Source organism: Billgrantia pellis, assembly GCF_008297955.1.
Taxonomy (GTDB): domain Bacteria; phylum Pseudomonadota; class Gammaproteobacteria; order Pseudomonadales; family Halomonadaceae; genus Halomonas; species Halomonas pellis.
The window spans coordinates 354,027-376,785 of record NZ_VTPY01000005.1 but is presented as its reverse complement, the minus strand read 5'-3'; the positions used below and the strand labels follow the sequence as shown (position 1 = coordinate 376,785).

Sequence of the window (22,759 nt, the reverse complement as noted above, 5' to 3'; positions counted from 1 at the left end):
CGCCAATCGACTGGCGCAGGGTCGTGTACTCTGGCTCAGGCCGCACTGATGCCGCCTAGCTGCGATAGTCGGCGTTGATGCTGACGTAATCATGGGACAAATCGGTGGTCCACACCGTGGCCACCTCCTCGCCGCGCCCCAGCGCGATGCGAATGGTGATTTCCTCCTGCCCCATCACTCGACTTCCATCCTCTTCGGTATAGCCCGTGGCACGCCCGCCGTGCTCCACCAGGCGCACGTCGCCCAGGTCGATGGCTACCCGGGAAACATCGAAATCGGCTAGCGGCGCTCTCCCCACGGCAGCCAGGATGCGCCCCCAGTTGGCATCGGAAGCATACAGGGCGGTCTTGACCAGCGGCGAATGGGCCACGGTGAAGGCCACATCCAGCGCCTCCTCGCGGCTCGCAGCTTCCTCGATCTGCAGCGTTACAAACTTGGTGGCACCCTCGCCGTCTCGCACTATTGCCTGGGCCAGCTCGGTCATGATCCGCTGAAGTCCGTTGCGAAACACCGCTATTTCCTCGTCGCCGTGAACCGTGGCACCACGGCCTGTGGCGATCAGCATGCAAGCATCGTTGGTCGAGGTGTCGCCGTCCACCGTGATGCAGTTGAACGAGCGGTCCACCGTTTCGCGCAACAGCGAATCGAGCAGCTCCTGCTCGATGGCAGCATCGGTGGCGACGAAAGCCAGCATGGTGGCCATGTTGGGCTTGATCATGCCCGAGCCCTTGCTGATACCGTTGATCGTGACAGTGCGCTCACCTAGGGCCAGAGTCACGCTGGCCCCCTTGGGCCGGGTATCGGTGGTGAGAATCCCCTCCCCGGCCTGATGCCAGGCTTCGCCATCCGCACCCAGCGACGCCAGCGCGACCGGCAACCCGCCCAGCAGACGTTCCATCGGCAGCGGCTCGCCGATCACACCGGTGGAAAACGGCAGCACGCCGTCCTCGTTGACGCCGGCCAGCCTGGCCAGCTCGGCGCAGGTGGCCCTGGCGTCGCGTAGTCCAACCTCACCGGTGCCGGCATTGGCATTGCCCGTATTGATCACCAGATAGCGTGGGCCCTCTCCCTTCGCCCGGCATGCCGCCAGGTTGGCCTTGGCCAATGTCACCGGCGCGGCACAGAAGGCATTGCGGGTGAAGCTGCCCGCCACCCGGGCGCCCGCGGGGATCTCCACCACCACCAGGTCGCGGCGGCACGGTGTCTTGATACCGGCCATGGCAGTGCCCAAGCGCAACCCATCGATCGCCGGCATCGCCGGAAAGCGCGTTTCACCCACAGCCATCGTGTCGTCTCCTGTCCGTTCCGGTCAGCTCAGCTTGCCGCAGCACTGCTTGTATTTTTTCCCCGATCCGCATGGGCAGGGATCGTTGCGCCCCACCTTGGGTCCCTCGCGACGCACCGGGCGTCCTTCGGCGGTCGAAGCCGCCGTCTGCTGACCATGTGTCTCCTCCGCCTCGGGTTGAGGAGCATCGTGTCGGCTGGCCGCAGCCGCCTTCTCGCGCTCCAGCGCCTCGCGGCGCTGCCGCTCCAGCTCATCGACCTCTTCCGGCTTGCGCACATGTACGTGACTGGTAATGCGAGTGATATCGGCCTTGATGTTGGTCAGCAGGGCCTGGAACAACTCGAAGGCTTCGCGCTTGTATTCCTGCTTGGGATTCTTCTGCGCATAGCCGCGCAGGTGAATGCCCCGACGAAGATGGTCCATCGACTGCAAGTGCTCCTTCCAGCGCGTATCGAGCACCTGCAGCATGATCTGCTTCTCGAAACGGCGCATCAGCTCGGGGCCCGCGGTATCGACCTTCTCCTGGTAGATGCTGCGATGCATCTCCTGCAACCGTTCGCGCAGCTGCTCCTCGCTGAGGCGCTCGTCCTGCTCGGCCCACTCCATCACCGGGGCATCGAGGTTGAATTCAGTCTTCAGATGCTCCTGCAGCCCAGCCAGATCCCACTGTTCCGGCAGGCTCTGCGGCGGCACGAACTCGCTGATCGCCTGATCGAGCACCTCGTCGCGAATCCCTAAGACATTGGCCGAGACGTCATTGACGGCCAATATCTCGTTGCGCTGCTCGTAGATCACGCGACGCTGATCGTTGGCCACATCATCGTATTCCAGCAGCTGCTTGCGAATATCGAAGTTGCGACTCTCGACCTTCTTCTGGGCTCGCTCGACGGCGTTGGTCACCATCTTGTGCTCGATGGCCTCGCCGCGCTCCAGCCCCAGCGCCTTCATCATGCGCTGCACGCGGTCGGAACCGAACAGGCGCATCAGGCTGTCTTCCATCGACAGGAAGAAACGCGTCGAGCCGGGGTCGCCCTGGCGACCGGCACGACCGCGCAGTTGGTTGTCGATACGCCGCGATTCATGGCGCTCGGACCCGATCACGTGCAGTCCACCCGCAGCGAGCACGGCTTCGTGACGTTCGCGCCACTCCTCGCGCAGGCGTTCGAGCTGCTCCTCGGTGGGATTCTCCAGCTTGGCCGCCTCGGCTTCCCAGTTGCCGCCCAGCACGATGTCGGTGCCGCGACCGGCCATGTTGGTGGCAATGGTGATGGCCCCGGGTCGCCCCGCCTGGGCGATGATCTCGGCCTCGCTCTGGTGCTGCTTGGCATTGAGTACGTTGAAGCCGAGCCCGTCCTGCTTCATCAGCCCGGCGAGGTACTCGGAGGTCTCGATGGAGGCGGTACCCACCAGCACCGGACGGCCGGCCTCGGTCTGCTCCTTGACGTCCTGAATGATGGCCTCGAACTTCTCCTCCGCCGAGAGATAGACGAGGTCATTGAGGTCGCGACGAATCAGCGGCCGGTTGGTGGGAATCACCACCACGTCAAGGCCGTAGATCTGGCGGAACTCGAAGGCCTCGGTATCGGCGGTACCGGTCATCCCGGCTAATTTGTCGTAGAGACGAAAATAGTTCTGGAAGGTGGTCGAGGCCAGCGTCTGGCTCTCGCGCTGCACCGGCACGCCCTCCTTGGCCTCCACGGCCTGGTGCAGCCCCTCGGACCAGCGGCGACCGGGCATGGTGCGGCCGGTGTGTTCGTCGACGATCACGACCTGGTTGTCGACGACGATATAGTCGACGTCGCGATGGTAAAGGTGACGGGCGCGCAGGGCCGAATGCATATGGTGCAGCAAATTGAGATTCTGTGCGGCGTAGAGCGAATCGTCCTCGCCCAGCAGCCCCTCGGCGCGCATCAACTCCTCCACCTTGTGGTGGCCGGCCTCGGTGATCTCGACCTGCTTGTGCTTCTCCTCGAGCACGAAGTCACCGCTGACGGGAGCCTCGGGGTCTTCCGACACCTCGCCCTTGACCAGGTGCGCCGCGAGTTTGTCCACCACCTTGTAGAGTTCGGTATTCTCGTCCACTGCACCGGAGATGATGAGCGGAGTACGCGCCTCATCGATCAGGATCGAGTCCACCTCGTCGACAATGGCAAAGCTGAGGCTGCGCTGGACTTTGTCCTCCAGCGAGAAGGCCATGTTATCCCGCAGGTAGTCGAAACCGTACTCGTTGTTGGTGCCGTAGGTGATGTCGCAGGCATAGGCGGCTCGCTTCTGCTCACCGCTCTGGCCGGCGAAGATGATGCCGACCGTGAGGCCCAGGAATTCGTAGAGCGGCCGCATCCACTCGGCGTCGCGGCGCGCCAGGTAGTCGTTCACCGTGACCACGTGAACGCCCTGGCCGGGTAGTGCGTTGAGATAGACCGCCAGCGTGGCGACCAGGGTCTTGCCCTCGCCGGTCTTCATCTCGGCGATGCGCCCGCGGTGCAGCGTCATGCCGCCGATCATCTGGACATCGAAATGGCGCATGCCCATTACGCGCTTGCTGGCTTCGCGCACCGTGGCAAAGGCCTCCGGCAGCAGGGCATCGAGGCTCTCGCCGCCGGCCAGACGTTCGCGAAACTCCTCGGTGCGCGCCTTGAGGGCGGCGTCATCGAGCGCTTCGAACTGCGGTTCCAGCGCGTTGATCTGCGCCACCTGGCGCTGCATGCGCTTGACTTCGCGGTCGTTCTTGGAGCCGACGACCTTGCGTAACAACGTATTGATCATGAGACGTCCATCTCTGCGTGTCGCGTTAGCCGGCGCGAAGACTGGTCCGAACCAGCCCCGCCGGTAGTATCGTGGATCAAGGGCAGCGACACACACCGGGCGGGCCGCGGCGCGTCAGGACGTCATGCGCGGCCGCCCAGCGGGCACGGAACGGCCGCGGTCGACGTGGGGTGGGCGTCCGATGCGCGGTGACGACCAGGCGACGCGGTGGCCAGTGCGGTGAAGCGCGTCGGCGCGCCACGTAGCGGCAGCGCGCGCGCATCAGCGTCGGAGCGAGAATGCAGGTATGGACCACTCGCTCGGCGAGGCGCAGCGTTTCCGCTTGGGACAGCCCCGCCGGCAGCAGGCAAGTCACCAACAGGCCCGCCAGCCACCAGCGCGAACGCAACCGGCAGCGTGTCACCGCCCCCGAGGGCGGGCTGTCGGTGCGCTGGTGCGTGATCGGGGCGGCGGTCATGCTGTCGACGAACTCCGAGCGTGATAGGCTGTGATGTGTCGGGCGCCGGCGACGAACGCCGGTTAGCGCATTCCGAGGCAGATGGTATGTTCGACCTGCCCGCGTCATCCGGACAAGGCTTCCGCCCCGAGAAACAAGCTCATGAGTATAAAGGTTAAGCGTTCACGAGCCCAGCCCATGTCACGCTTGCTCGACGGGCGTGGCGAGCTGGCGCCGCTGATGCGCATCGCGAAGGCCATCGCCCAGGCCCAGCAGCACCTGCGAGACCACTTGCCCGAAGAAGTACGCGACCATGTCTTCGTCGGGGGGTTTCGCGACGGCAAGTTGACGCTACTCACCGATCGCGCCGTATGGCTGACTTGGCTGCGCTATGAGCAGCCGCGCCTGCTCGACCTGTTGCATCGCCTGCCCGAGTTCGCCCCGGTAAGCGGCTTCACTCTGAAGGTGCGTCCGGTGCGCCCCGTCAAGCCCCCCCTTCGCCAGGTTCGCCGACTGCCGGCCCCGGCCGCCGACGAGATATCCGCCTGTGCCGCCGATATCGACGACCCGAGGCTCAAGCGTGCGCTGGAGCGACTCGCCTCGCATGCCGAGCGAGACGAATAAGCCCCCTACTTCAACTGGTAGATGACGTCTCCCACCTCCACCTCGCGGATATCGTCGTAAGAGACGGTGACACCGTTGAGATCGCCCGGCTCTCCCTCATGCTCCAGCAGATCCGTCTCGGGAACGACTTTCACTCCGGTAACCCCGACATGCTGTACACGTGCCGAGAAACGCTTGCCCTCGTGCTCGATCACCAAGCGCTCCCCGAACATGCAGCGCCCTACCTGTTCTTTCAGCTCGTGTTTGCTCACTTCCATTTGTTGGGTTGACATGGCTCTCCTCCGTTATGCCGTCCTTGCCAAGTGCTGCAGGGTCACTCCTTCACTGTAGGTGATGAAGGCGCTCGGTACAGGGCAAGGCGGGGGTGGAGGCCGCCCGCCGGCGGACGCTATGCTGTCGGCAGCGCCCCGATTCCAGGAAATTCCGCATGACACTCAGCAAGACACAGTCCAGCTTCTACCGACGCCTTTACCTGGCCCACCTGATCGAGCACGGCATCGCCAGCGTGCCGGCTCTCCTCGAGGCCACCGGCATGCCACGGCGTACTGCGCAGGACACGCTGAAAGCACTGGAGGAATTGGACGTGCGCTACGAATTTCGGCCCACGCCAGGCCAACGTCACAACAGCGGGCGCTATACGATCGTCGACTGGGGCCCCATCGACCCGGCCTGGGTGGCCCGCCATGCCGAACGGATACGCGACGCGCTGGGCTACCCCCCGCTGACATGAGACGCCCCGCAGCTCTTCCATCTTCCATGAGGACGGCGGGAGACGCACGACGGTCCCAGTGCGACGACGGAGCCGACCGCGGAATGCCAGTGGCGAGAAACCAGCCGAACGAAGCCCAACGAAAAGCGGCGGGCAAGGCCCGCCGCAAACCACCGATCGGTCACCTGACCGAGAGACATGCTCGATCGACGTCAGATTTCGAAACCGCGACCGAAATCCTCCGGTGACAGTGCCATCAGCGGCTCGGCGCCAGCCTGAATCATGCGAGCATGAGCCAGGGTGCGCGGCAACAGACGCTGGAAGTAAAAGCGCGCTGTGTGGATCTTGGCCTCGTAGAAGGCCGCTTCGTCGCTGCCCGCCGAGAGCGCCTCGCGAGCCTGCTTCGCCGCGCGGGCAAAGAGGTAGGCAAGCGTCACGTAGCCGGAGTACATCAGGTAATCGACACTGGCCGCGCCCACTTCCTCCCGATCGTTCATGGCCTTCATGCCGATGCCCATGGTCAGCTCGCCCCATTCGGCGTTGAGCTTGGCCAGCGGGCCGACGAATTCGGCCAGCTCGCCGTTGGCTTCTTCTGCCTTGCAGAACGTGTGAATTTCCTTGGTGAAGACCTTGAGACTCTCGCCCTGGCTCATCAGCACCTTGCGGCCCAGCAGGTCGAGGGCCTGAATACCGGTAGTGCCCTCGTAGAGGCGCGTGATACGCGCATCGCGTACCAGTTGCTCCATGCCCCACTCCTGAATGAAGCCGTGGCCACCGAAAACCTGCACGCCTTCGTTGGTGGCCTCGAAGCCCACCTCGGTGAGGAACGCCTTGACAATCGGCGTCAGCAGGCTGAGCAGGGTCTCGGCATGCTCACGCTCCGACGCGTCCTGGCCATGTTCGACGATATCGAGCATCTGGGCGGTGTATAGCACCAGCATCCGCCCGCCTTCGGCGAAGGCCTTCTGCGTCAGCAGCATGCGTCGCACGTCGGGGTGAACGATGATCGGATCAGCGGGTCTTTCCGGCGCCTTGGGCCCAGAGAGCGCACGCATCTGCAGGCGGTCGCGGGCATAGGCCAGCGCGTTCTGGAAGCTCGCCTCGGTCAGGCCCAACCCCTGAATACCCACGCCCAGGCGCGCAGCGTTCATCATGGTGAACATGCACGCCAGCCCCTTGTTGGGCGGACCCACGAGGAAGCCACGGGCGCCATCGAAGTTCATCACGCAGGTCGCATTGCCATGGATGCCCATCTTGTGCTCGAGCGAGCCACAGCTGACGCCGTTACGCTTGCCGGGGTTGCCTTCGGCATCGGGCAAGAACTTGGGCACTACGAACAGCGAGATGCCCTTGGAGCCCTCCGGCGCATCCGGCAGCTTGGCCAGCACCAGGTGAACGATGTTCTCGGCCAGGTCGTGCTCGCCGGCGGAGATGAAGATCTTGGTGCCGGTGATCTCATAGGCACCGTCGGCGGTAGGCACAGCGCGGGTCTTGATCAGCCCCAGATCGGTGCCGCAGTGCGGTTCGGTCAGGCACATGGTGCCGGTCCATACGCCTTCCACCAGCTTGGTGAGATAGGTGGCCTGCTGCTCCTCGGTACCATGGTGGCGCAGGGCATCAGCGGCGCCATGGGAGAGGCCGGGATACATGCCCCAGGCCAGGTTGGTGGAGCAGATCATCTCGTTGAGCGCCATGGCCAGCGAATGAGGCAGCCCCTGACCGCCGTGGGCAGGATCGGCGGCAAGGCTCGGCCAGCCGCCCTCGACGAATTGCTGGTAGGCTTCCCTGAAGCCCTTTGGCGCCTTGACCTCACCACCCTCCAGCAGGCATCCCTCCTGATCGCCGCTCTGGTTCAGCGGCAGCAGTACCTCGCGTGCGAAGCGAGCGCCCTCCTCGAGAATGGCGGTCACCACGTCGGGTGTGGCCTCTTCACCACCCGGCAAGCGGGCATAGTGAGCGGGATAGTTCAGCATTTCGTCCATCACGAAACGAAGGTCGCGCAGGGGGGCCTGATAGTCGGGCATCTCCACTTCTCCAAAAGATCGCCTGGGCAAAAAGGTCGCCTGAAGTCGGTCGCGTGAAAGCGGCAAAGCCTCTTTCAAACATGTGTTTGAAACTAGCCTGCATGCAACGCTTAGTCAAGCGCTCGTTTTATTCATGCTCGTGACGACCCGACGAAGGCTCACCCATGCCACACCGGCAGCCAGGCTCAACATCGGAGTGCAAGCCACGGCGAACCTCGTCTATTCGGCTCAGGAGAGTGCTTGAAAGAGAAAACTACTTGCTGCAACAGATTACAGAACTCTCGAATCACACCAATAGAACGCGCACCAATCAAAATAACAATAAACTATTGTGCACTAAGCAATTAAGCGAGCCATACGGCGGTAGCGTGATTGAGTCAGAGGCAGGCGTGGTCAGGGCATGGCTTCCTCGAGCCTATCGCGCAGCATCTCGAGACGCGCCTTGAGTTCGACCAGTTCGTCTGGCGACTGGCCGCTGGCCATGACCACGCAGTCGGGTATCTCCTCGGCCTGCGATTGCATGGCCCTGCCCCGCTCGGTGAGAAACAGCTCGACGACCCGTTCGTCACGGCGGCTACGCACCCGCTTTAGCAGCCCATCAGCCTCCAGGCGCTTGAATACGGGCGTCAGCGAGCCGGTATCGGTCATCAGACGTCGGCTGATGGCGCCGGCGCTTTGACCGTCCTCCTGCCAAAGGGTGAGCAGCACCAGGTATTGGGGATAGGTAAGGCCAAGCCCCTTGAGCAGGGGCTTGTAGAACTTGGTCATCAGCAGCGAGGTCGTGTAGAGCGTAAAGCAGAGCTGGTTGTCGAGTTGAAGGTCGGAGCCGGTCTCCTGGCTGGCCATGCGGGCACTCCCCTGTTCTTGGCGCGTCTTGTCGTGCGCCACACGCTAGCGCGCCAGCCGACACCTGCCAAGCGGCCCCCACCAACGCTCACTGCATGCGAATGCCGCCATCCAGCCGGATCACTTCGCCGTTGAGCATGGGGTTGGTAATGATCTGCTCGACCAGCCGAGCGAATTCATCAGGAAACCCAAGCCGCTTGGGGAACGGTACCGCGGCGGCTAGCGCCTTAGCCGCCTCGTCGGGGATGTCACTCATCATCGGGGTCTGGAATACGCCGGGCGCTATCGCCATGACACGCACGCCGTGACGAGACAATTCACGCGCCGCTGGCAAGTTCATGCCCACCACGCCGGCCTTGGAAGCACTGTAGGCGCACTGGCCGACCTGACCGTCGAAGGCGGCGATGGAGGCGGTATTGACGATCACCCCACGCTCGCCATCTTCACCCGGCGCATTCCGAGCCATGGCGGCGGCCGCCAAGCGCATGACATTGAAGGTGCCGACCAGGTTGATCTGTACGGTGCGGGCATAGGCGTCGAGATCGGCGGGGTTGCCCTCGCGGTCGACCAGCTTGGCCACGCTGACCACACCGGCGCAGTGCACTACGCCGGCCAGCCCACTCTCACCGCCAAGCGCAACGGCCGCATCGATCACCGCCTGCATGTCGTCGGCCGAGGTGACGTCGCCCCGCACCGCGCGCGCGGCGTCACCCAGCGCTTCTGCATGCGCCTCGACGGCTTCGCTGAGGTCGCACAGCACCACCCGGCCACCGCCGGCAACGATGCGCTCGGCGGTGGCCGCCCCCAGGCCGGAGGCGGCGCCGGTAATCAGAAACGTACGGTCCTTCACTTGCATCTATGGGATCTCCCGGTTCATTTCGCTGCCGGCGCACCGGCTTCCGCCTTCTCGGCGGCGTCGGCGCGCAGCTTGAAGCGCTGGATCTTGCCGCTGGGCGTCTTGGGCAGGGTGTCGACGAACTCGATCACCCGCGGGAAGGCATGGGTGGAAAGCCGTTCGCGCACACGCTGACGAATTTCGTCGGCCAGGGCATCGCTGGCCTCGAAGCCTTCACGCAGCACGATGTAGGACTTGATGATTTCACCGCGAATCTCATCGGGCTGCCCCACCGCAGCGGATTCCGCCACCGCGGGATGGGTCATGACCGTATTCTCGACGTCGGTGGGCCCGACGCGGTAGCCCGCGGTGGTGATAATATCGTCGTCACGGCCGGCGAACTGGAAGGTGCCATCCTCATTGCGGATCACCACGTCGCCGGTCAGGTAGTAACCGTTGGCGAACGGATGTTTCTCCTGCCAGGTGTAACCGGCGAAGAAGTGCGCCGGCGAGCGTGCGATGTCCACCGCCAGTACCCCCGGCTCCCCGGGGGGCAGCTCGTTGTATTCGGCGTCCAGGATGGCGAGCCGATAACCCGGCATCGGCACGCCCATGGCACCGACGTGCTTGGGGTGCTCCAGCGCATGGTGATTGCAGCACGTCATGCCGGTTTCGGTTTGCCCATAGTGATCCATGACCGAACAGCCCAGCGAGCGCTCGACCCAAGTCACCACTTCGGTGTTGAGGGGCTCGCCAGCCGAGCTGGCCACGCGTAGCTCGAGGGTCTCATGGGCGCTGTCGAACAGGCCCGAAGCCTTCATCAGACGATAGGCGGTGGGCGCGGCGGCGAAATTGGTGATGCGGTGTCGCGTCATGAAGTCCAGCGCCCCTTCGGCGCTGAAGCCCGCCTCGCAGAAGTGCGTGGTGACGCCCAGCAGCAGCGGTCCGGCAATGGCGTAGTAGAGCCCGTAAGCCCAACCCGGATCGGCCATGTTCCAGAAGCGGTCGCTTTCGCGCAGATCGATGGCAAGTTCCATGTAGAGCGCGAAGGCCGGCATGGCGGAAAGCGGTACCGCGACGCCCTTGGGCTTGCCCACGGTGCCCGAAGTGAACATCTGCAGGAAAGGGGCGTCCGGCGCCAGCCGCGGCGGCTGGGTCTGGATCGGGCTATGCCCCAGCGCCTCGGCCCAATCCCAGTCGGAATCGCGGCCTACGCCAGCCCCCCCCACGGCAAGCACCGGAGGGCTCTGTGTCAGGCCGTCGAACTTGAAACGGTTGACCGAGTCGGTAATCACCAGCTTGGTGTCGGCGCGGCCGAGGCGATAATCGACGGCATCGGGGCCGAAGGCGGTGAACAGCGGCTGGTAAACGGCGCCGATACGCCAGGCCGCCAGCACCGCCACCAGCAGTTCGGGCGAGCGCGGCAGCATGCAGGCGATACGATCACCCACTCCCAGGCCATGCTCGGCGAACCAGCCGGCCAGCTTCGCACTCCGGGCCTCGAGTTCGGCATAGGTAAGGCGGTTGGCGCTACCCTGGGCATCTTCGTGCACCAATGCGAGCACCTCGCCGCGACCGGCACGCAGATGGCGTCCACAGCAGGACTCGTACGCATTGAACTTGCCATCGACGTGATCATCGAGTCGGGCGATGACCTCGTCGATGGAGAATCGCTCGAGGTAGGCGGAATATTCGGGAAGGGTGTGGGTGCTCATGGCGGGACTGCCCTCTTGTACCGGTTTGTGCTTGTTGTGTGGAATGCGTCGCCGGCATGGCGTCTGACCATGACCGGCGCACGATACCTTCTCTGCTTAGAGGCAGTTGACGTAAGCGTCAACCTAGCAAGCGCTCGGTACAAGCTAGAAGCAAAGCCGGGGTAGGGCAACCCCTCAAACGCCAACCGGAAGCTAGACCTTGGTCGATTCCGATGCCGTCAGCGGGGCGGCAGGCGTGATCATGGCGACCAGCTCATGGGCGAGATCCCCTGGTTTGCGCTCACCTTCGGGATCGTACCAGCGCACCGTCCAATTCAGCGCCCCCATGACGAAGCGTGAAACCAGAAAGCGGTCACCGTGAACGAGACCGGCCTCGAGCGCTTCATCGATTACCTGCTCCCACAGCGCCTCGTAGGCGTCGCGTAGATGACTGAGATGGTCGCGGGCCGCGGCATCGAGCCGCCGCCACTCGTAGAGCGCCACCACGTGGGCATTGCGATCGGTCAGCAGCGTTTCCAGATGGGCCCGGGCCATGGCATGCAGACGCTCGCGCGCGGAATCGCCACAGCTTTCGAGCGCCTGGCGGGCAAGGCTTAGGGCGTTCTGGGTGCCCTCTTCGATCACCGCGGCAAGTATTTCCTGCTTATCGCGGAAATGATGGAACAGGCTCCCGGATTTAATGCCCATTTCCTGGGCGAGCATGCGCACCGTGGTCCGGTCGAAGCCCTCCTGAACGAACAATTGGGCGGCCAGACGGGTCAATTCCTTGCGGCGTGGGGACTCGTTAACGGCATTCATCGGGTTTACACTAGCGCTTGCTTGGTTGATCTTGAGAAGAACACAGCGACGCCGACAGGTCAACGCAGCGCTAGCGCATTCACGCCAGCGGCAGGTGCCGGAGCGAAGCCGATGTTGTCGCGCCTCACGCCCCGATAATCACAAGTCAGGAGAGATGCCATGAGCCATCCCACCGATATCGTTTTCCTTTCCGCCACCCGCACTCCCATGGGAGGCATGCTGGGCAGCCTGTCCAGCGTCACGGCCCCCGAGCTTGCGGCCACGGCGATTCGCGCTGCCATCGAGCGCGCCGGCATCGAGGCATCGAGCATCGACGAAGGCATCTTGGGCTGCGTACTGCCCGCCGGCGTCAAACAGGGCCCGGCCCGACAAGCGATGCGCCAGGCCGGCATCCCGGATGGCATCGGCGCCACCACCATCAACAAGCTGTGCGGCTCGGGCATGAAGGCCACCATGATGGCGCACGATCTGATCCGCGCCGGCAGTGGCGACGTGATCCTGGCCGGTGGCATGGAGTCGATGTCCAACGCGCCGCATGTGCTGACCAAGGCGCGCACCGGCTATCGCCTAGGTCATGGCGAGCTGAAGGACCATATGTTTCTCGACGGCCTGGAGGACGCCGAGACCGGTAAGCTGATGGGCGCCTTCGCCCAGGACATCGCCACCGAGCGCGGTTACACGCGCGAGCGCCTGGACGATTTCGCCATCGCCTCGCTGGAGCGCGCTATGGAGGCCACCAACGCCGGCCACCTGAAGGCCGAAATGGCGCCGGTCACCGTCACCAGCCGCCACGGCGAAAGCGTCGTCGAGCACGACGAGCAGCCGTTCCAGGCCAAGCTCGACAAGATTCGTGAGCTGCGCCCCGCCTTCGCCAAGGACGGGACGATCACCGCCGCCAACGCCAGCTCGATCTCCGACGGCGCCTCGGCCTTGATTCTCGCGAGCCAAACGGCAGCGGACAGGCTCGGCGCCAAGCCTCTGGCCCGCATGCTCGGCCATAGCACCCATTCCCAGCACCCCAGCGAATTCACCATTGCTCCGGTGGGCGCCATCGGCAAGCTGATGAGGACGCTTGGCTGGAGCGTGAACGACGTCGACCTGTTCGAGATCAACGAGGCGTTCGCCGTGGTCACCCTGCTGGCCATGGATGGGCTCGATATCCCGCACAGCAAGGTCAACGTCTTCGGCGGCGCTTGCGCTCAGGGCCATCCGATCGGCTCCACCGGCTCACGCATCATCGCTACCCTGATCCACGCCCTGCGCTCCCGCAGCGGCAAGCGCGGTATCGCGAGTCTCTGCATCGGCGGCGGCGAGGCCACCGCGGTCGCGGTCGAACTGATCGACTGAACGGCTTGAGGAGTACCCGCCATGAGGGAGTACCGCATCGCGACGCCACGGGGCATCCTCCACGCCGTCGGCTGGATGCCAGCGGAGGCGCTGCCGGGGCGCTGTCCCATCGTTCTGTTGCACGACTCCCTGGGTTGCGTAGCCCTCTGGCGGGACTTCCCGGAACGCCTGGCGCGGCGCACGGGACGCCCCGTTGTCGCCTATGACCGGCTTGGCTACGGCAGATCCGACCCCCATGTCGGTCGGCAACCGTCCAGCTTCATCGCCGACGAGCCACGGCAAGCGCTGGCGGCGGTATGTGAGCGACTTGGCCTGGAACGCTTCGTGCTGCTGGGTCACAGCGTGGGCGGTTGCATGGCCGTCCACGCCGCCGGAGTCCATGCCGACGCCTGCGAGGCGTTGGTGACGATGGGCGCCCAAGCCTTCATCGAACCCTGCACCCTGGCGGGGATCCGCGAGGCCGAGCGGGCCTTCGCCGACCCCGAGCAGATGGCGCGGCTGGCGAGATACCATGGCGACAAGGCCGAGTGGGTGCTGCGCAGTTGGGTCGACAACTGGCACTCCGAGGCCTTCCGCGAATGGCGGCTGGACGATGCCCTGCGTCAGGTACGCTGCCCGACGCTGGCGCTCCACGGCGAAGACGATGAATATGGCTCCCCCGAGCAGCCGGCACGCATCAAAGCGCTGACGGCGGGCCCCTCCGTGGCACAGCTGCTAGCCGACTGCGGCCATGTCCCCCATCGCGAGTGCCCGGAGCGCCTGCTCGACGCCCTACAGCCTTTCCTCGCCGATCCGACGATCCGCTAGATGCCCGCCGTCATCCTTGGGGAGCGGCGAGACGGTCGAGGCGTAGCCGTTCGCGTCCATCGAAAAGGCGCCGACTGCCCATGGATACCGCGGCCAAGGTGCCGAAACCGGTTCCCAGCGTGATCGCGAACATGATCAGAATCTGGTATTTCACCGCCAGCGCCGGCGCGGTGCCGGCGAGTATCTGGCCGGTCATCATGCCCGGCAGGCTGACCACGCCGGCGGCGGCCATGGCGTTGATCATCGGCATCAGGCCGCTACGCATCGCCTCGCGACGGATGCCGCCAATCGCCACCTGCCACGGCTCGCCGAGCATCAAGCGGTTCTCGATCACGCCACGCTGACGCCAGGCGGTATCGGTCAGTCGATCCAACGCCAGAGCCACGCCGGTCATGGTGTTGCCCAGCAGCATGCCCAGCAGCGGAATGGCATACTGAGGGCGATACCACGGCTCGGGGCCGATGACTACGGTCAGGGTCAGCACGGCGACGGTGAACGACGAGAGAAACATCGACAGCGTCCCGATGCCGAAGGCCCAGCCGCCCAGCAACCGTCGCTTCTGGCGCGCCATCACCTCGCGCCCGGCGACCAGCAGCATCGCCAGCGCCATCAGCACGACCCACACCAGCCGCTCGGCGGCGAACAGCGCCTCCAGCACCAGACCGACCAACGCCAGTTGAATGACGGTGCGCAGCGCGGCAACCAGCAGGCTGCGCCCCATGCCCAGCCGCATCACGACGGTACAGGCCGCAAGCAGCACGACCATCATCGCCGCCAGCGCCAGCTGCCACCAGGAGAGTTCTATCACGTCCATGCTGCGTCCACTTCCTCCAGTCGCCCGTTCGCAATCCGCCGGTGTCGGCCGGCTACCCGAGCGATCTGCCCTCGGTCATGGGCGACCCAAAGCGTCGGCCAGCCACGCTCGTGGATACGCGCCTTCAGCCAGGCCTCCACACACTCGCTGGTCGCATCATCCAGGTTGGCGGTGGGCTCGTCGAGCAGTAGTGCCCCGGGCTCGCGGCTCACGGCCCGCAGCAACCCCAGGCGCTGCTTCTCGCCGGTGGAGAGCCGCCCCACCTGCCAGGCCAGGGCATCGGGGGCCAGCCCCAGCGCTTCCAGTTCCGATGCTTCCGGCTCCTGGGGAAAATGTTCGCCCACCGTTTCCTCCCACCAGTGGCTCTCGGCCGGCACCAGCATCACACACCGCCGCCAGACATGCCCCGGCAGGCTCGATTGGGCTCGTTCGCCCAGCCAGGCCTCGCCACCATGGGGTTCAAGGTCGGCCACGGCACGCAGCAGCCGGCTCTTGCCGGAACCGCTGGCGCCGGAGAGACAGACGATCTCGCCAGGTGCGACGTCGAGGCTGACCTCGGCCAGCTCGCCGATGGCAACACGGTCGAGTCGCAAGCACTCTTCGGACAAGGCTTTTCCCCGCCGGGTGGAAAAGAAGTGGCAGTGGCGCGAACCCGCAGGCTGACAAGTCGAAGCCATGTTACCTCTCGATTGTCTATATATGGGTATCCATATATAATAAACCAGCAGGTTCAAGTTAATTCACCAGGGCTTGTCTTCAAACTTCTTTTTACCCTTCGGATAACGAAATGACCTCACATCAGGACACCCAGGCGCCTCCGCCAACCGAGGGCATGGGCCTGTTCGAACGTTATCTCTCCGTGTGGGTGGCACTGGCCATCGTCGCCGGTGTACTGCTAGGCCAGTTCGCCCCGGCGGTGCCAGAAACTCTCTCGCGCTTCGAAGTCGCCCAGGTATCGATACCGGTGGCGATCCTGATCTGGGCAATGATCTTCCCGATGATGGCGCAGATCGAATTCGCCGCCGTGCTGGACGTGCGCCGCCAGCCCAAGGGACTGATTATCACTACCACAGTGAACTGGCTGATCAAGCCCTTCACCATGTTCGCCATCGCCTGGTTCTTCCTGATGGTGGCGTTCCAGCCACTGATTCCGGAACACTTGGCCAGCCAGTACCTGGCCGGCGCCATCCTGCTCGGCGCCGCCCCCTGCACCGCCATGGTCTTCGTGTGGAGCTACCTGACCCGCGGCGACGCCGCCTACACCCTGGTGCAGGTAGCCTTCAACGACCTGATCATGCTGTTCGCCTTCGCCCCCATCGTGATTTTCCTGCTCGGCATCTCCAGTATCCAGGTGCCCTGGGACACCGTGGCGCTGTCTGTCTTTCTTTACATCGTCATACCGCTCGCCGCCGGCTGCGTGACCCGGCGCACCCTGATCGCCCGCCACGGCCTCGAGTGGTACGACAACGTCTTCATGAAGAAGGTGGGACCGCTCACACCCATCGGACTGGTCATCACCCTAGTGCTGTTGTTCGCCTTCCAGGGCGACGTGATCATCGCCACCCCCCTGCATATCGTGCTGATCGCCATTCCGTTGATCATTCAGACTTTCCTGATCTTCTTCATCGCCTATGGCTGGGCCAAGGCGTGGAAGGTACCGCACAACGTAGCCGCTCCCGGCGCCATGATCGGCGCCAGCAACTTCTTCGAGCTGGCCGTGGCCGCCGCCATCGCGCTGTTCGGCCTGCAGTCGGGCGCGGCGCTGGCCACGGTGGTGGGCGTTCTGGTGGAGGTGCCACTGATGCTGGCTCTGGTACGCATCGCCAACAATACCCACGAGCATTTTTCCCGCGCCAACGAGACATTCGATTGAGCATGACTAGCGCATTGCCATCGCGTTTCGAGTAGCACTCGCCATTAGCGGGCTGGCTGCGCCCACCCAACGAAACGCGAAGGTGACGAAGCCGCAATGCAGCATTCCATTAGCTCAATATGGCGCTGCTTTCTTGGTGGATATAGCTGATTTCGTGCGTTTTCAAAAAGCAGACGTAGTCAACAAGCTGACCGCCACCCCACCAGAACCCACGATCAAAACCACGGCCCAAGCCGGCATTTTCCATATGCTCAATAGCACGAAGCCCGTCAGTGCCAGCGCGAAATCGTAGGGACCGAAAATGGCGCTCGTCCACACCGGTTGGTAGAGCGCGGCACCCAGGATACCGACGACGGCGGCGTTGGCACCACGCATCACGGCCTGGGCGGCCGCCAATTGGCGAAAGGTGTTCCAGAACGGCAGTATTGCAACCAGAAGCAGCATCCCGGGTAGGAAAATGGCCAATAGCGCAATGATCGCACCAACCAAACCGTCGGGGGCAGGTTCCAACACGCTGCCGAGATAAGCGGCAAAGGTGAAAAGCGGCCCGGGAACCGCCTGCGCTGCACCATAGCCCGTCAAGAAGGCATCCGAGCTCACCCAGCCGGATTGCACCACTTCAGCTTCGAGTAAGGGTAAAACGACATGGCCGCCGCCGAACACCATGGCCCCGGCGCGATAGAACGCATCCATTACCTCCAGCGTCTGGCTCGTGACAATCCATGTAAGTAGCGGCAGTCCAGCCAATAGGGCAACGAAAAGCACGAGGGCAGCCCCGCCGGCAGTGCGGGAAACGGGTAGAGACAGATGGCTCGCAGTGGCCACGACACGGCCGCGACACAACCAGATGCCGGCCAGCCCCCCGGCCAGGATGGCCCCCACCTGGCCCAGTGAACCGTTTATCAACACCACGACAAGTGCTGCCGCCAAGGCAATGGTAGCCCGCTGACGATCGGGGCATAGGTTCTTCGCCATGCCCCATACGGCATGCGCCACGATGGCAACGGCGACGATCTTTAGCCCATGGATGACACCACGCCCAACCGCCCCCTCCATGACCGCAGCCCCGTAGGCAAACAGCACGAGCACCAGGGCCGAGGGCAACGTGAAGGCCAGCCATGCGGCGGCAGCGCCCCAAGGGCCCCCTCGCATCAATCCGAGGGCGAAGCCTACCTGGCTGCTGGCCGGACCGGGCAGGAATTGGCACAGCGCCACCAGGTCGGCATACGCCTGCTCGTCCAGCCATTTGCGTCGCGCCACGAATTCGGTGCGAAAATAGCCAAGATGAGCGATAGGGCCTCCAAAGGAGGTCAGGCCCAACAACAGAAACGCCTTGAAGACCTCCCCCACATGCCCTGCTGTCGCGGTTACCGTTCGCTGTTCCATGGTTTCACTTACATTTGAAGGATTCCAGACCGAGCCGTCTCAACACATGGCCAGGCGTCGTTCGGGACGATTGCCCATCCCACGCAGGCGAGTCTGGACGGCTTCAAGGCGTTCGCCCTGACCCGATGCGGCTGCGTTCAGGATCGTCATGACCCAATCAGGAAGTTCTGGCGCCAAGCCATAGTAGACCCACTGCCCCTCGCGGCGATCCTCAAGCAGGACGCACTGACGCAACTGGGCCAAGTGGCGTGATATCTTGGGCTGGGATTGCTGCAGAGCGTGAGACATTTCACAGACGCACAGCTCGCTCTCGCGCAAGACAAGAAGCATCAGCATTAGCCGAGTCTCGTCTCCCAGGCATTTGAAAACACGAACGGGATCCATCAAGGCCAAGGGGCCCTCCAATACGGTCGCGTGCATCTTAGCGATAGGGTGCCGTTAAGCGCAGCGTCTCGGCGATTGCGCGGGATCGATCGACTCAGCCACGGCCCACCTTCAGCGCCAGCTCCGCGGTACGGTTGGCGTAGCCCCACTCGTTGTCGTACCAGGCGTACAGCTTCAGCTGCGTGCCGTTGACCACCATGGTGGAGAGCGCGTCGATGATCGAGCTGCGCGGGTCGGTACGGTAATCGACCGAGACCAGCGGACGCTCCTCAAAGCCCAGGATGCCGGCCAGTTCGCCCTCGGCGGCTACCTTGAGCGCTGCGTTGACCTCTTCCACGGTGACACTGCGCTCCAGCTCGAAGACCATGTCGGTCAGCGAGGCGTTGAGCAGCGGCACGCGGATGGCATGGCCGTTGAGCTTGCCTTCGAGCTCGGGGAAGATGGCGGTGATCGCCTTGGCCGAGCCGGTCGTCGTGGGAATCAGACTCTGGCTGTTGGCCCGCGCCCGACGCAGATCCTTGTGCGGCGTGTCGAGGATCGACTGGGTATTGGTAATGTCGTGCACGGTGGTCATCGAGCCATGGCGAATGCCGAATGACTCGAGGATGACCTTGACCACCGGTGCCATGCAGTTGGTCGTGCAGCTCGCAGCAGTGACAATACGATGCTCGCCGGGATCATAGCGTTCGTCATTGACGCCCATGACCACGTTGAGGACACCCTGTTCTCTGAGCGGTGCCGTGACGACAACGCGAGAGACCCCTTGGTCGAGATAGGCTTGCAGCTTGTCCCGGCTCTTCATCTTGCCCGAGGCCTCGATGACGACATCGCAGCCGGACCAGTCGCTATCGACCAGCTCGCGGTCACCGGTGAACGAGATACGCCTGCCGTCGATCACCAGTGCTTCCTCTTCTGCCTGGAACCCCTTCCCCGGTACCCAGCGGCCGTGCACGGAGTCGAACTCGAGCAGGTGGGCGAACGTTGCCGCGTCGCCACCCGGATCATTGAGGTGAGCGAGTTCGACATCGCCGCGCGCAACATGGGGCCACAGGCAGCGCAGGGAAAGTCGCCCCATGCGGCCAAGGCCATTGATGCCGACACGAATCGTCATGGCGTTCTCCGGGTTGGAAAGATGTATCGGATCGTGGAACGGGCCGAGATATATGGAATTACATATATACATATCTGCCGTGTCAAATTTATGTCAACGGCCCCGCTCACCTTCCAACCGCCTATCCGTGATAACCGAGTGAACGCGACGAATGGCGCCTTGTCTCACCCTATCGGGACAATAACGATGGAAGAAGACAGCTGCACTTGTGGCAACGCCAGCCGCTCCGTCATCGTACTCGTCCAGCGCTGGGTGCCTCACTCTGGTTCAGCGTCAACGGCACTGGCCTGTCGCTCATGCGCGACCGAGATCGAGCGGGGTCGCCAGACACTTGCCATACAGGCAGGCTTTCTGCGGCACTGCGAGAAAGTCAACCCAGCTTGCGCAGCTTGGCATCCACCCACAGCTGCAATCGTCCACGAATCTCGCGCAGCGTCTTGCGATATGCGGAGGAATCGTCGCTGAGGCGGGGGTCGGGAAGATCCCAGAAGACGACCTCATCGGCCTGCCCCTGCCATTCCCGGCAGGTCTGCCGAGCTTTTTCGCATAGGATGATGACCGAATCGAAATGCTCCCCTGCGTAGCTCTCCAGTGGCTCGCTTGCCAGCCCCTCGGTGCTGATACCCAAATGATGCAGCGCTTCCAAGGTAAGCTCATGCGGCCGGTCGGGCTCGACCCCGGCACTGAAGGCGACGATACGCTCGCCTTCGATGTGGTTGAGCAGCGCTTCGGCCATCAGCGACCGGGCGGAGTTGGCATTGCAGAGAAAGAGGACCCGATACTTTTTCACCTGGCTCACCTCGCTCATGATTAGCCGAAACGGCCAGTTATGTAATCGTGGGTGCGCTGCTCGCGAGGGTTGGTGAAGATGTCGTCGGTATCTCCCATTTCGACCAGATCTCCCAAGTGAAAGAATGCGGTCTTGTGGGCCACCCGTGCCGCCTGTTGCATGTTGTGAGTTACCATCACGATCGTGTAGCTCTCGCTCAGTTCGTCAATGAGCTGCTCGATCTTGCCCGTGGCGATGGGGTCAAGCGCCGAGCACGGCTCGTCCATCAGGATCACCTCAGGGCTGACGGCGATGGTGCGAGCGATGCACAGGCGCTGCTGCTGCCCGCCCGACAGCCCGGTGCCGGGCTGGTCCAGACGATCCTTCACCTCGTCCCACAGGCCGGCACGACGCAGGCTGCTTTCGACGATGTCGTCGAGTTCGGCACGGCGTCTGGCCAACCCATGCAACCGCGGGCCGTAGGCGATGTTCTCGTAAATCGACTTGGGGAAAGGGTTGGGCTTCTGGAACACGATACCCACCTGAGCACGTAGCAGTACCACATCGAGAGAGGGATCGTAGATATCGTTACCATCCAGGGCAATTTGTCCCTCGACGCGGGCACCTGCGATCGTGTCATTCATGCGATTGAGACAGCGCAGGAAGGTCGACTTGCCACAGCCCGAGGGACCGATGAAGGCAATCACCTCATTCTCGAGAATATCGATGTCGATGCCGTGAAGGGCCTCGTTCTCCCCATAGAACACCTTCACACCTCGGGCGCTCATCTTCACGTTTCGGCTCTCCAAGGTGCGCTTGTTCATCGCCATGGGCACGGTGACGGATACAGTCATGGTTACCACCTCGTCTCGAATTTCTTGCGCAGCCAGATGGCCACCGCATTCAGGCTCAGCATCAGACCCAGCAGCACGATGATGGCTGCCGAGGTGCGCGCCTCGAAGAAGTTGCGTAGTTCGTTACCCTGCCACAGATAGATCTGCACCGGCAGTGCGGTAGCCTGATCCATGGGTGAACTGGGCACGTTGGCCACGAAGGCATTCATGCCGATGAGCAGCAGTGGCGCCGTCTCCCCCAGTGCCTGGGCCACCCCCAGGATCGAGCCGGTGAGAATCCCGGGCAACGCCAGGGGCAGTACGTGGTGGAAAACCGTCTGCACGCGCGATGCGCCAATGCCCAGTGCTGCCTGGCGAATCGATGGCGGAATCGAGCGAAGCGCGGCACGCGTGGCGATAATGATGGTGGGCAGCGTCATCAGGGTGAGTACCAGCCCCCCCACCAATGGCGCGGAGAGCGGCAGGCCGAGATAGCCGACGAAGATCGCGGCCCCTAACAAGCCGAAGACGATCGAAGGCACCGCCGCCAAGTTGTTGATATTGATCTCGATCAGATCGGTCAGGCGATTCCTGGGCGCGAACTCCTCAAGGTAGATGGCACTGGCCACACCCAGGGGCACCGTCAGAGCGATAACGATCAACATCATGAACAACGAGCCCATGAAGGCACCGGCCAGGCCCGCCGAAGCAGGCGAGCTACGCGAATCGGTGTTGAGGAACAGTGCCGTGCTGAAGCTATTGCGGATGACGCCCTGCTCTTTCAGATAGTCCGCCCATTCCCGGGTCTGAGCACTCAGCTGCTGCCGGCTGTCGGCCAGGCTACGATCAATGTTGCCCTTCAACCAGACATCTACATCGGCACTGGCGAGCATTTTCACGCTAATCGTCTGGCCGATCAATCCCGGATTCTCCATGACGCGATCACGCAGGGCGAAGCGTTCGCCGCTGGCTACCAGGGCGCGTAGATCTCGGGTCTGACGCGACTCGATCTCTCCTGGAAGGTGTGCTTTTAACGCCTCGTCGATCAAACCATTCCAATTGACCATACCAAGCTGGTTCAACCAGACGAGCTCGCGCTCACGGAACTGTGCCGGGCTCTCCGCCGCTTGGCGTACGGGCCGTTCATCGACCTGGATCACCTCTGGATCGAGGTGAACATCGAGATAAAGCGTGGCCTGCCAGAATGCCGGCACCCCACGCATCAGGATGCTGGCAAACAGGATCGTCACCAGAACCAGCGCGGTGATGACGGCGAACAGCCCCATACCCTGGAAGCGACGCTCGCGAGCATGGCGTGACTTCAATGAGCGCTGGACGGTATCGAGGCGCTGGCGGCGTCTGCTATCGACGGTATCGAGGTTCGTTGTGGTCACGAG

22 protein-coding genes are annotated in these 22,759 nt (G+C 63.5%); 5 read left to right on the top strand and 17 right to left on the bottom strand.

Annotation, left to right across the window (positions count from 1 at the left end):
- Positions 1 to 55: 55 nt before the first annotated feature.
- The 3 genes from argJ to F0A17_RS14920 form a co-directional block, all read right to left on the bottom strand.
- Complete coding sequence (gene argJ / locus F0A17_RS14930) at positions 56 to 1,285, bottom strand: bifunctional glutamate N-acetyltransferase/amino-acid acetyltransferase ArgJ (RefSeq protein ID WP_149329130.1); 1,230 nt, start codon at positions 1,283 to 1,285, stop codon at positions 56 to 58.
- Between the two features lie 24 nt (positions 1,286 to 1,309).
- Positions 1,310 to 4,051: a preprotein translocase subunit SecA gene (gene secA, locus F0A17_RS14925; protein ID WP_149329129.1), complete on the bottom strand. Its 2,742-nt coding sequence runs from the start codon at positions 4,049 to 4,051 to the stop codon at positions 1,310 to 1,312.
- Between the two features lie 76 nt (positions 4,052 to 4,127).
- Positions 4,128 to 4,508 (bottom strand): hypothetical protein, encoded by a 381-nt coding sequence (locus F0A17_RS14920; RefSeq protein ID WP_228716918.1) that lies wholly within the window; start codon positions 4,506 to 4,508, stop codon positions 4,128 to 4,130.
- A gap of 177 nt (positions 4,509 to 4,685) precedes the next feature.
- Here F0A17_RS14920 and F0A17_RS14915 point away from each other — a divergent pair, with 177 nt between their 5' ends.
- Positions 4,686 to 5,111: a DUF721 domain-containing protein gene (locus F0A17_RS14915; protein ID WP_149329128.1), complete on the top strand. Its 426-nt coding sequence runs from the start codon at positions 4,686 to 4,688 to the stop codon at positions 5,109 to 5,111.
- 5 nt (positions 5,112 to 5,116) lie between these two features.
- Here F0A17_RS14915 and F0A17_RS14910 read toward each other — a convergent pair whose 3' ends face one another.
- On the bottom strand, positions 5,117 to 5,383 hold the full coding sequence (locus tag F0A17_RS14910) for a hypothetical protein (protein WP_149329127.1): 267 nt from the start codon (positions 5,381 to 5,383) through the stop codon (positions 5,117 to 5,119).
- 155 nt (positions 5,384 to 5,538) lie between these two features.
- Here F0A17_RS14910 and F0A17_RS14905 point away from each other — a divergent pair, with 155 nt between their 5' ends.
- Positions 5,539 to 5,841, top strand: a complete 303-nt coding sequence (locus tag F0A17_RS14905; RefSeq protein WP_149329126.1) for a winged helix-turn-helix domain-containing protein — start codon at positions 5,539 to 5,541, stop codon at positions 5,839 to 5,841.
- Between the two features lie 191 nt (positions 5,842 to 6,032).
- On the opposite strand, the gene F0A17_RS14900 is transcribed toward F0A17_RS14905, so the two are convergent.
- The 5 genes from F0A17_RS14900 to F0A17_RS14880 all read right to left on the bottom strand — a co-directional run bounded on the left by F0A17_RS14900 (position 6,033) and on the right by F0A17_RS14880 (position 12,038).
- Entirely contained in the window at positions 6,033 to 7,844 is a 1,812-nt protein-coding gene (locus F0A17_RS14900; protein ID WP_149329125.1) for an acyl-CoA dehydrogenase C-terminal domain-containing protein, read from the bottom strand.
- A 393-nt stretch (positions 7,845 to 8,237) separates the two neighbouring features.
- Positions 8,238 to 8,690, bottom strand: a complete 453-nt coding sequence (locus F0A17_RS14895) for a MarR family winged helix-turn-helix transcriptional regulator (protein ID WP_149329124.1) — start codon at positions 8,688 to 8,690, stop codon at positions 8,238 to 8,240.
- Positions 8,691 to 8,778: 88 nt separating this feature from the next.
- Positions 8,779 to 9,546: an SDR family NAD(P)-dependent oxidoreductase gene (locus F0A17_RS14890; RefSeq protein WP_149329123.1), complete on the bottom strand. Its 768-nt coding sequence runs from the start codon at positions 9,544 to 9,546 to the stop codon at positions 8,779 to 8,781.
- A gap of 17 nt (positions 9,547 to 9,563) precedes the next feature.
- A complete protein-coding gene (locus F0A17_RS14885; RefSeq protein WP_149329122.1) occupies positions 9,564 to 11,240 on the bottom strand; it encodes an AMP-binding protein in 1,677 nt (558 codons plus the stop codon).
- Between the two features lie 192 nt (positions 11,241 to 11,432).
- Positions 11,433 to 12,038, bottom strand: a complete 606-nt coding sequence (locus F0A17_RS14880) for a TetR/AcrR family transcriptional regulator (RefSeq protein WP_149329121.1) — start codon at positions 12,036 to 12,038, stop codon at positions 11,433 to 11,435.
- 159 nt (positions 12,039 to 12,197) lie between these two features.
- Here F0A17_RS14880 and F0A17_RS14875 point away from each other — a divergent pair, with 159 nt between their 5' ends.
- Positions 12,198 to 13,385 (top strand): acetyl-CoA C-acyltransferase, encoded by a 1,188-nt coding sequence (locus F0A17_RS14875; RefSeq protein ID WP_149329120.1) that lies wholly within the window; start codon positions 12,198 to 12,200, stop codon positions 13,383 to 13,385.
- A gap of 21 nt (positions 13,386 to 13,406) precedes the next feature.
- On the top strand, positions 13,407 to 14,192 hold the full coding sequence (locus F0A17_RS14870; RefSeq protein WP_149329119.1) for an alpha/beta fold hydrolase: 786 nt from the start codon (positions 13,407 to 13,409) through the stop codon (positions 14,190 to 14,192).
- A 10-nt stretch (positions 14,193 to 14,202) separates the two neighbouring features.
- Here F0A17_RS14870 and F0A17_RS14865 read toward each other — a convergent pair whose 3' ends face one another.
- On the bottom strand, positions 14,203 to 15,006 hold the full coding sequence (locus tag F0A17_RS14865; RefSeq protein ID WP_149329118.1) for an ABC transporter permease: 804 nt from the start codon (positions 15,004 to 15,006) through the stop codon (positions 14,203 to 14,205).
- On the bottom strand, positions 14,997 to 15,683 hold the full coding sequence (locus F0A17_RS14860; RefSeq protein WP_149329117.1) for an ABC transporter ATP-binding protein: 687 nt from the start codon (positions 15,681 to 15,683) through the stop codon (positions 14,997 to 14,999). The genes F0A17_RS14865 and F0A17_RS14860 overlap by 10 nt, the downstream gene beginning before the upstream one ends.
- Before the next feature lie 110 nt (positions 15,684 to 15,793).
- Between F0A17_RS14860 and arsB the strand changes: the two genes are divergently transcribed.
- A complete protein-coding gene (gene arsB, locus F0A17_RS14855) occupies positions 15,794 to 16,879 on the top strand; it encodes an ACR3 family arsenite efflux transporter (protein ID WP_149329116.1) in 1,086 nt (361 codons plus the stop codon).
- A 162-nt stretch (positions 16,880 to 17,041) separates the two neighbouring features.
- On the opposite strand, the gene chrA is transcribed toward arsB, so the two are convergent.
- From chrA to pstA, 6 genes are all read right to left on the bottom strand, one after another.
- Positions 17,042 to 18,265, bottom strand: a complete 1,224-nt coding sequence (gene chrA / locus F0A17_RS14850; protein WP_149329115.1) for a chromate efflux transporter — start codon at positions 18,263 to 18,265, stop codon at positions 17,042 to 17,044.
- Between the two features lie 39 nt (positions 18,266 to 18,304).
- Positions 18,305 to 18,649 (bottom strand): metalloregulator ArsR/SmtB family transcription factor, encoded by a 345-nt coding sequence (locus F0A17_RS14845; RefSeq protein WP_149329114.1) that lies wholly within the window; start codon positions 18,647 to 18,649, stop codon positions 18,305 to 18,307.
- A 94-nt stretch (positions 18,650 to 18,743) separates the two neighbouring features.
- Positions 18,744 to 19,760, bottom strand: a complete 1,017-nt coding sequence (locus F0A17_RS14840) for an ArsJ-associated glyceraldehyde-3-phosphate dehydrogenase (protein ID WP_149329113.1) — start codon at positions 19,758 to 19,760, stop codon at positions 18,744 to 18,746.
- 370 nt (positions 19,761 to 20,130) lie between these two features.
- On the bottom strand, positions 20,131 to 20,568 hold the full coding sequence (locus tag F0A17_RS14835; protein WP_422670992.1) for an arsenate reductase ArsC: 438 nt from the start codon (positions 20,566 to 20,568) through the stop codon (positions 20,131 to 20,133).
- Positions 20,569 to 20,570: 2 nt separating this feature from the next.
- Positions 20,571 to 21,359, bottom strand: coding sequence for a phosphate ABC transporter ATP-binding protein PstB (pstB, locus tag F0A17_RS14830; RefSeq protein WP_149329248.1), 789 nt, complete (start codon positions 21,357 to 21,359; stop codon positions 20,571 to 20,573).
- A gap of 26 nt (positions 21,360 to 21,385) precedes the next feature.
- The gene (gene pstA, locus F0A17_RS14825) at positions 21,386 to 22,756 is read right to left on the bottom strand and encodes a phosphate ABC transporter permease PstA (RefSeq protein ID WP_149329112.1); all 1,371 of its coding nucleotides are present in this window, start codon (positions 22,754 to 22,756) and stop codon (positions 21,386 to 21,388) included.
- Positions 22,757 to 22,759: the final 3 nt, after the last annotated feature.

Bases quoted from the DNA above. Each gene is read 5' to 3' on its own strand.
- F0A17_RS14845 (WP_149329114.1), bottom strand. From the start codon at position 18,649: ATGGATCCCGTTCGTGTTTTCAAATGCCTGGGAGACGAGACTCGGCTA.
- F0A17_RS14865 (WP_149329118.1), bottom strand. From the start codon at position 15,006: ATGGACGTGATAGAACTCTCCTGGTGGCAGCTGGCGCTGGCGGCGATG.
- F0A17_RS14890 (WP_149329123.1), bottom strand. From the start codon at position 9,546: ATGCAAGTGAAGGACCGTACGTTTCTGATTACCGGCGCCGCCTCCGGC.
- F0A17_RS14900 (WP_149329125.1), bottom strand. From the start codon at position 7,844: ATGCCCGACTATCAGGCCCCCCTGCGCGACCTTCGTTTCGTGATGGAC.
- F0A17_RS14840 (WP_149329113.1), bottom strand. From the start codon at position 19,760: ATGACGATTCGTGTCGGCATCAATGGCCTTGGCCGCATGGGGCGACTT.
- F0A17_RS14875 (WP_149329120.1), top strand. From the start codon at position 12,198: ATGAGCCATCCCACCGATATCGTTTTCCTTTCCGCCACCCGCACTCCC.
- F0A17_RS14860 (WP_149329117.1), bottom strand. From the start codon at position 15,683: ATGGCTTCGACTTGTCAGCCTGCGGGTTCGCGCCACTGCCACTTCTTT.
- secA (WP_149329129.1), bottom strand. From the start codon at position 4,051: ATGATCAATACGTTGTTACGCAAGGTCGTCGGCTCCAAGAACGACCGC.
- F0A17_RS14915 (WP_149329128.1), top strand. From the start codon at position 4,686: ATGTCACGCTTGCTCGACGGGCGTGGCGAGCTGGCGCCGCTGATGCGC.
- chrA (WP_149329115.1), bottom strand. From the start codon at position 18,265: ATGGAACAGCGAACGGTAACCGCGACAGCAGGGCATGTGGGGGAGGTC.
- pstB (WP_149329248.1), bottom strand. From the start codon at position 21,359: ATGGCGATGAACAAGCGCACCTTGGAGAGCCGAAACGTGAAGATGAGC.
- F0A17_RS14905 (WP_149329126.1), top strand. From the start codon at position 5,539: ATGACACTCAGCAAGACACAGTCCAGCTTCTACCGACGCCTTTACCTG.
- F0A17_RS14910 (WP_149329127.1), bottom strand. From the start codon at position 5,383: ATGTCAACCCAACAAATGGAAGTGAGCAAACACGAGCTGAAAGAACAG.
- F0A17_RS14885 (WP_149329122.1), bottom strand. From the start codon at position 11,240: ATGAGCACCCACACCCTTCCCGAATATTCCGCCTACCTCGAGCGATTC.
- F0A17_RS14920 (WP_228716918.1), bottom strand. From the start codon at position 4,508: ATGACCGCCGCCCCGATCACGCACCAGCGCACCGACAGCCCGCCCTCG.
- F0A17_RS14880 (WP_149329121.1), bottom strand. From the start codon at position 12,038: ATGAATGCCGTTAACGAGTCCCCACGCCGCAAGGAATTGACCCGTCTG.
- F0A17_RS14895 (WP_149329124.1), bottom strand. From the start codon at position 8,690: ATGGCCAGCCAGGAGACCGGCTCCGACCTTCAACTCGACAACCAGCTC.
- F0A17_RS14835 (WP_422670992.1), bottom strand. From the start codon at position 20,568: ATGAGCGAGGTGAGCCAGGTGAAAAAGTATCGGGTCCTCTTTCTCTGC.
- argJ (WP_149329130.1), bottom strand. From the start codon at position 1,285: ATGGCTGTGGGTGAAACGCGCTTTCCGGCGATGCCGGCGATCGATGGG.
- arsB (WP_149329116.1), top strand. From the start codon at position 15,794: ATGACCTCACATCAGGACACCCAGGCGCCTCCGCCAACCGAGGGCATG.
- F0A17_RS14870 (WP_149329119.1), top strand. From the start codon at position 13,407: ATGAGGGAGTACCGCATCGCGACGCCACGGGGCATCCTCCACGCCGTC.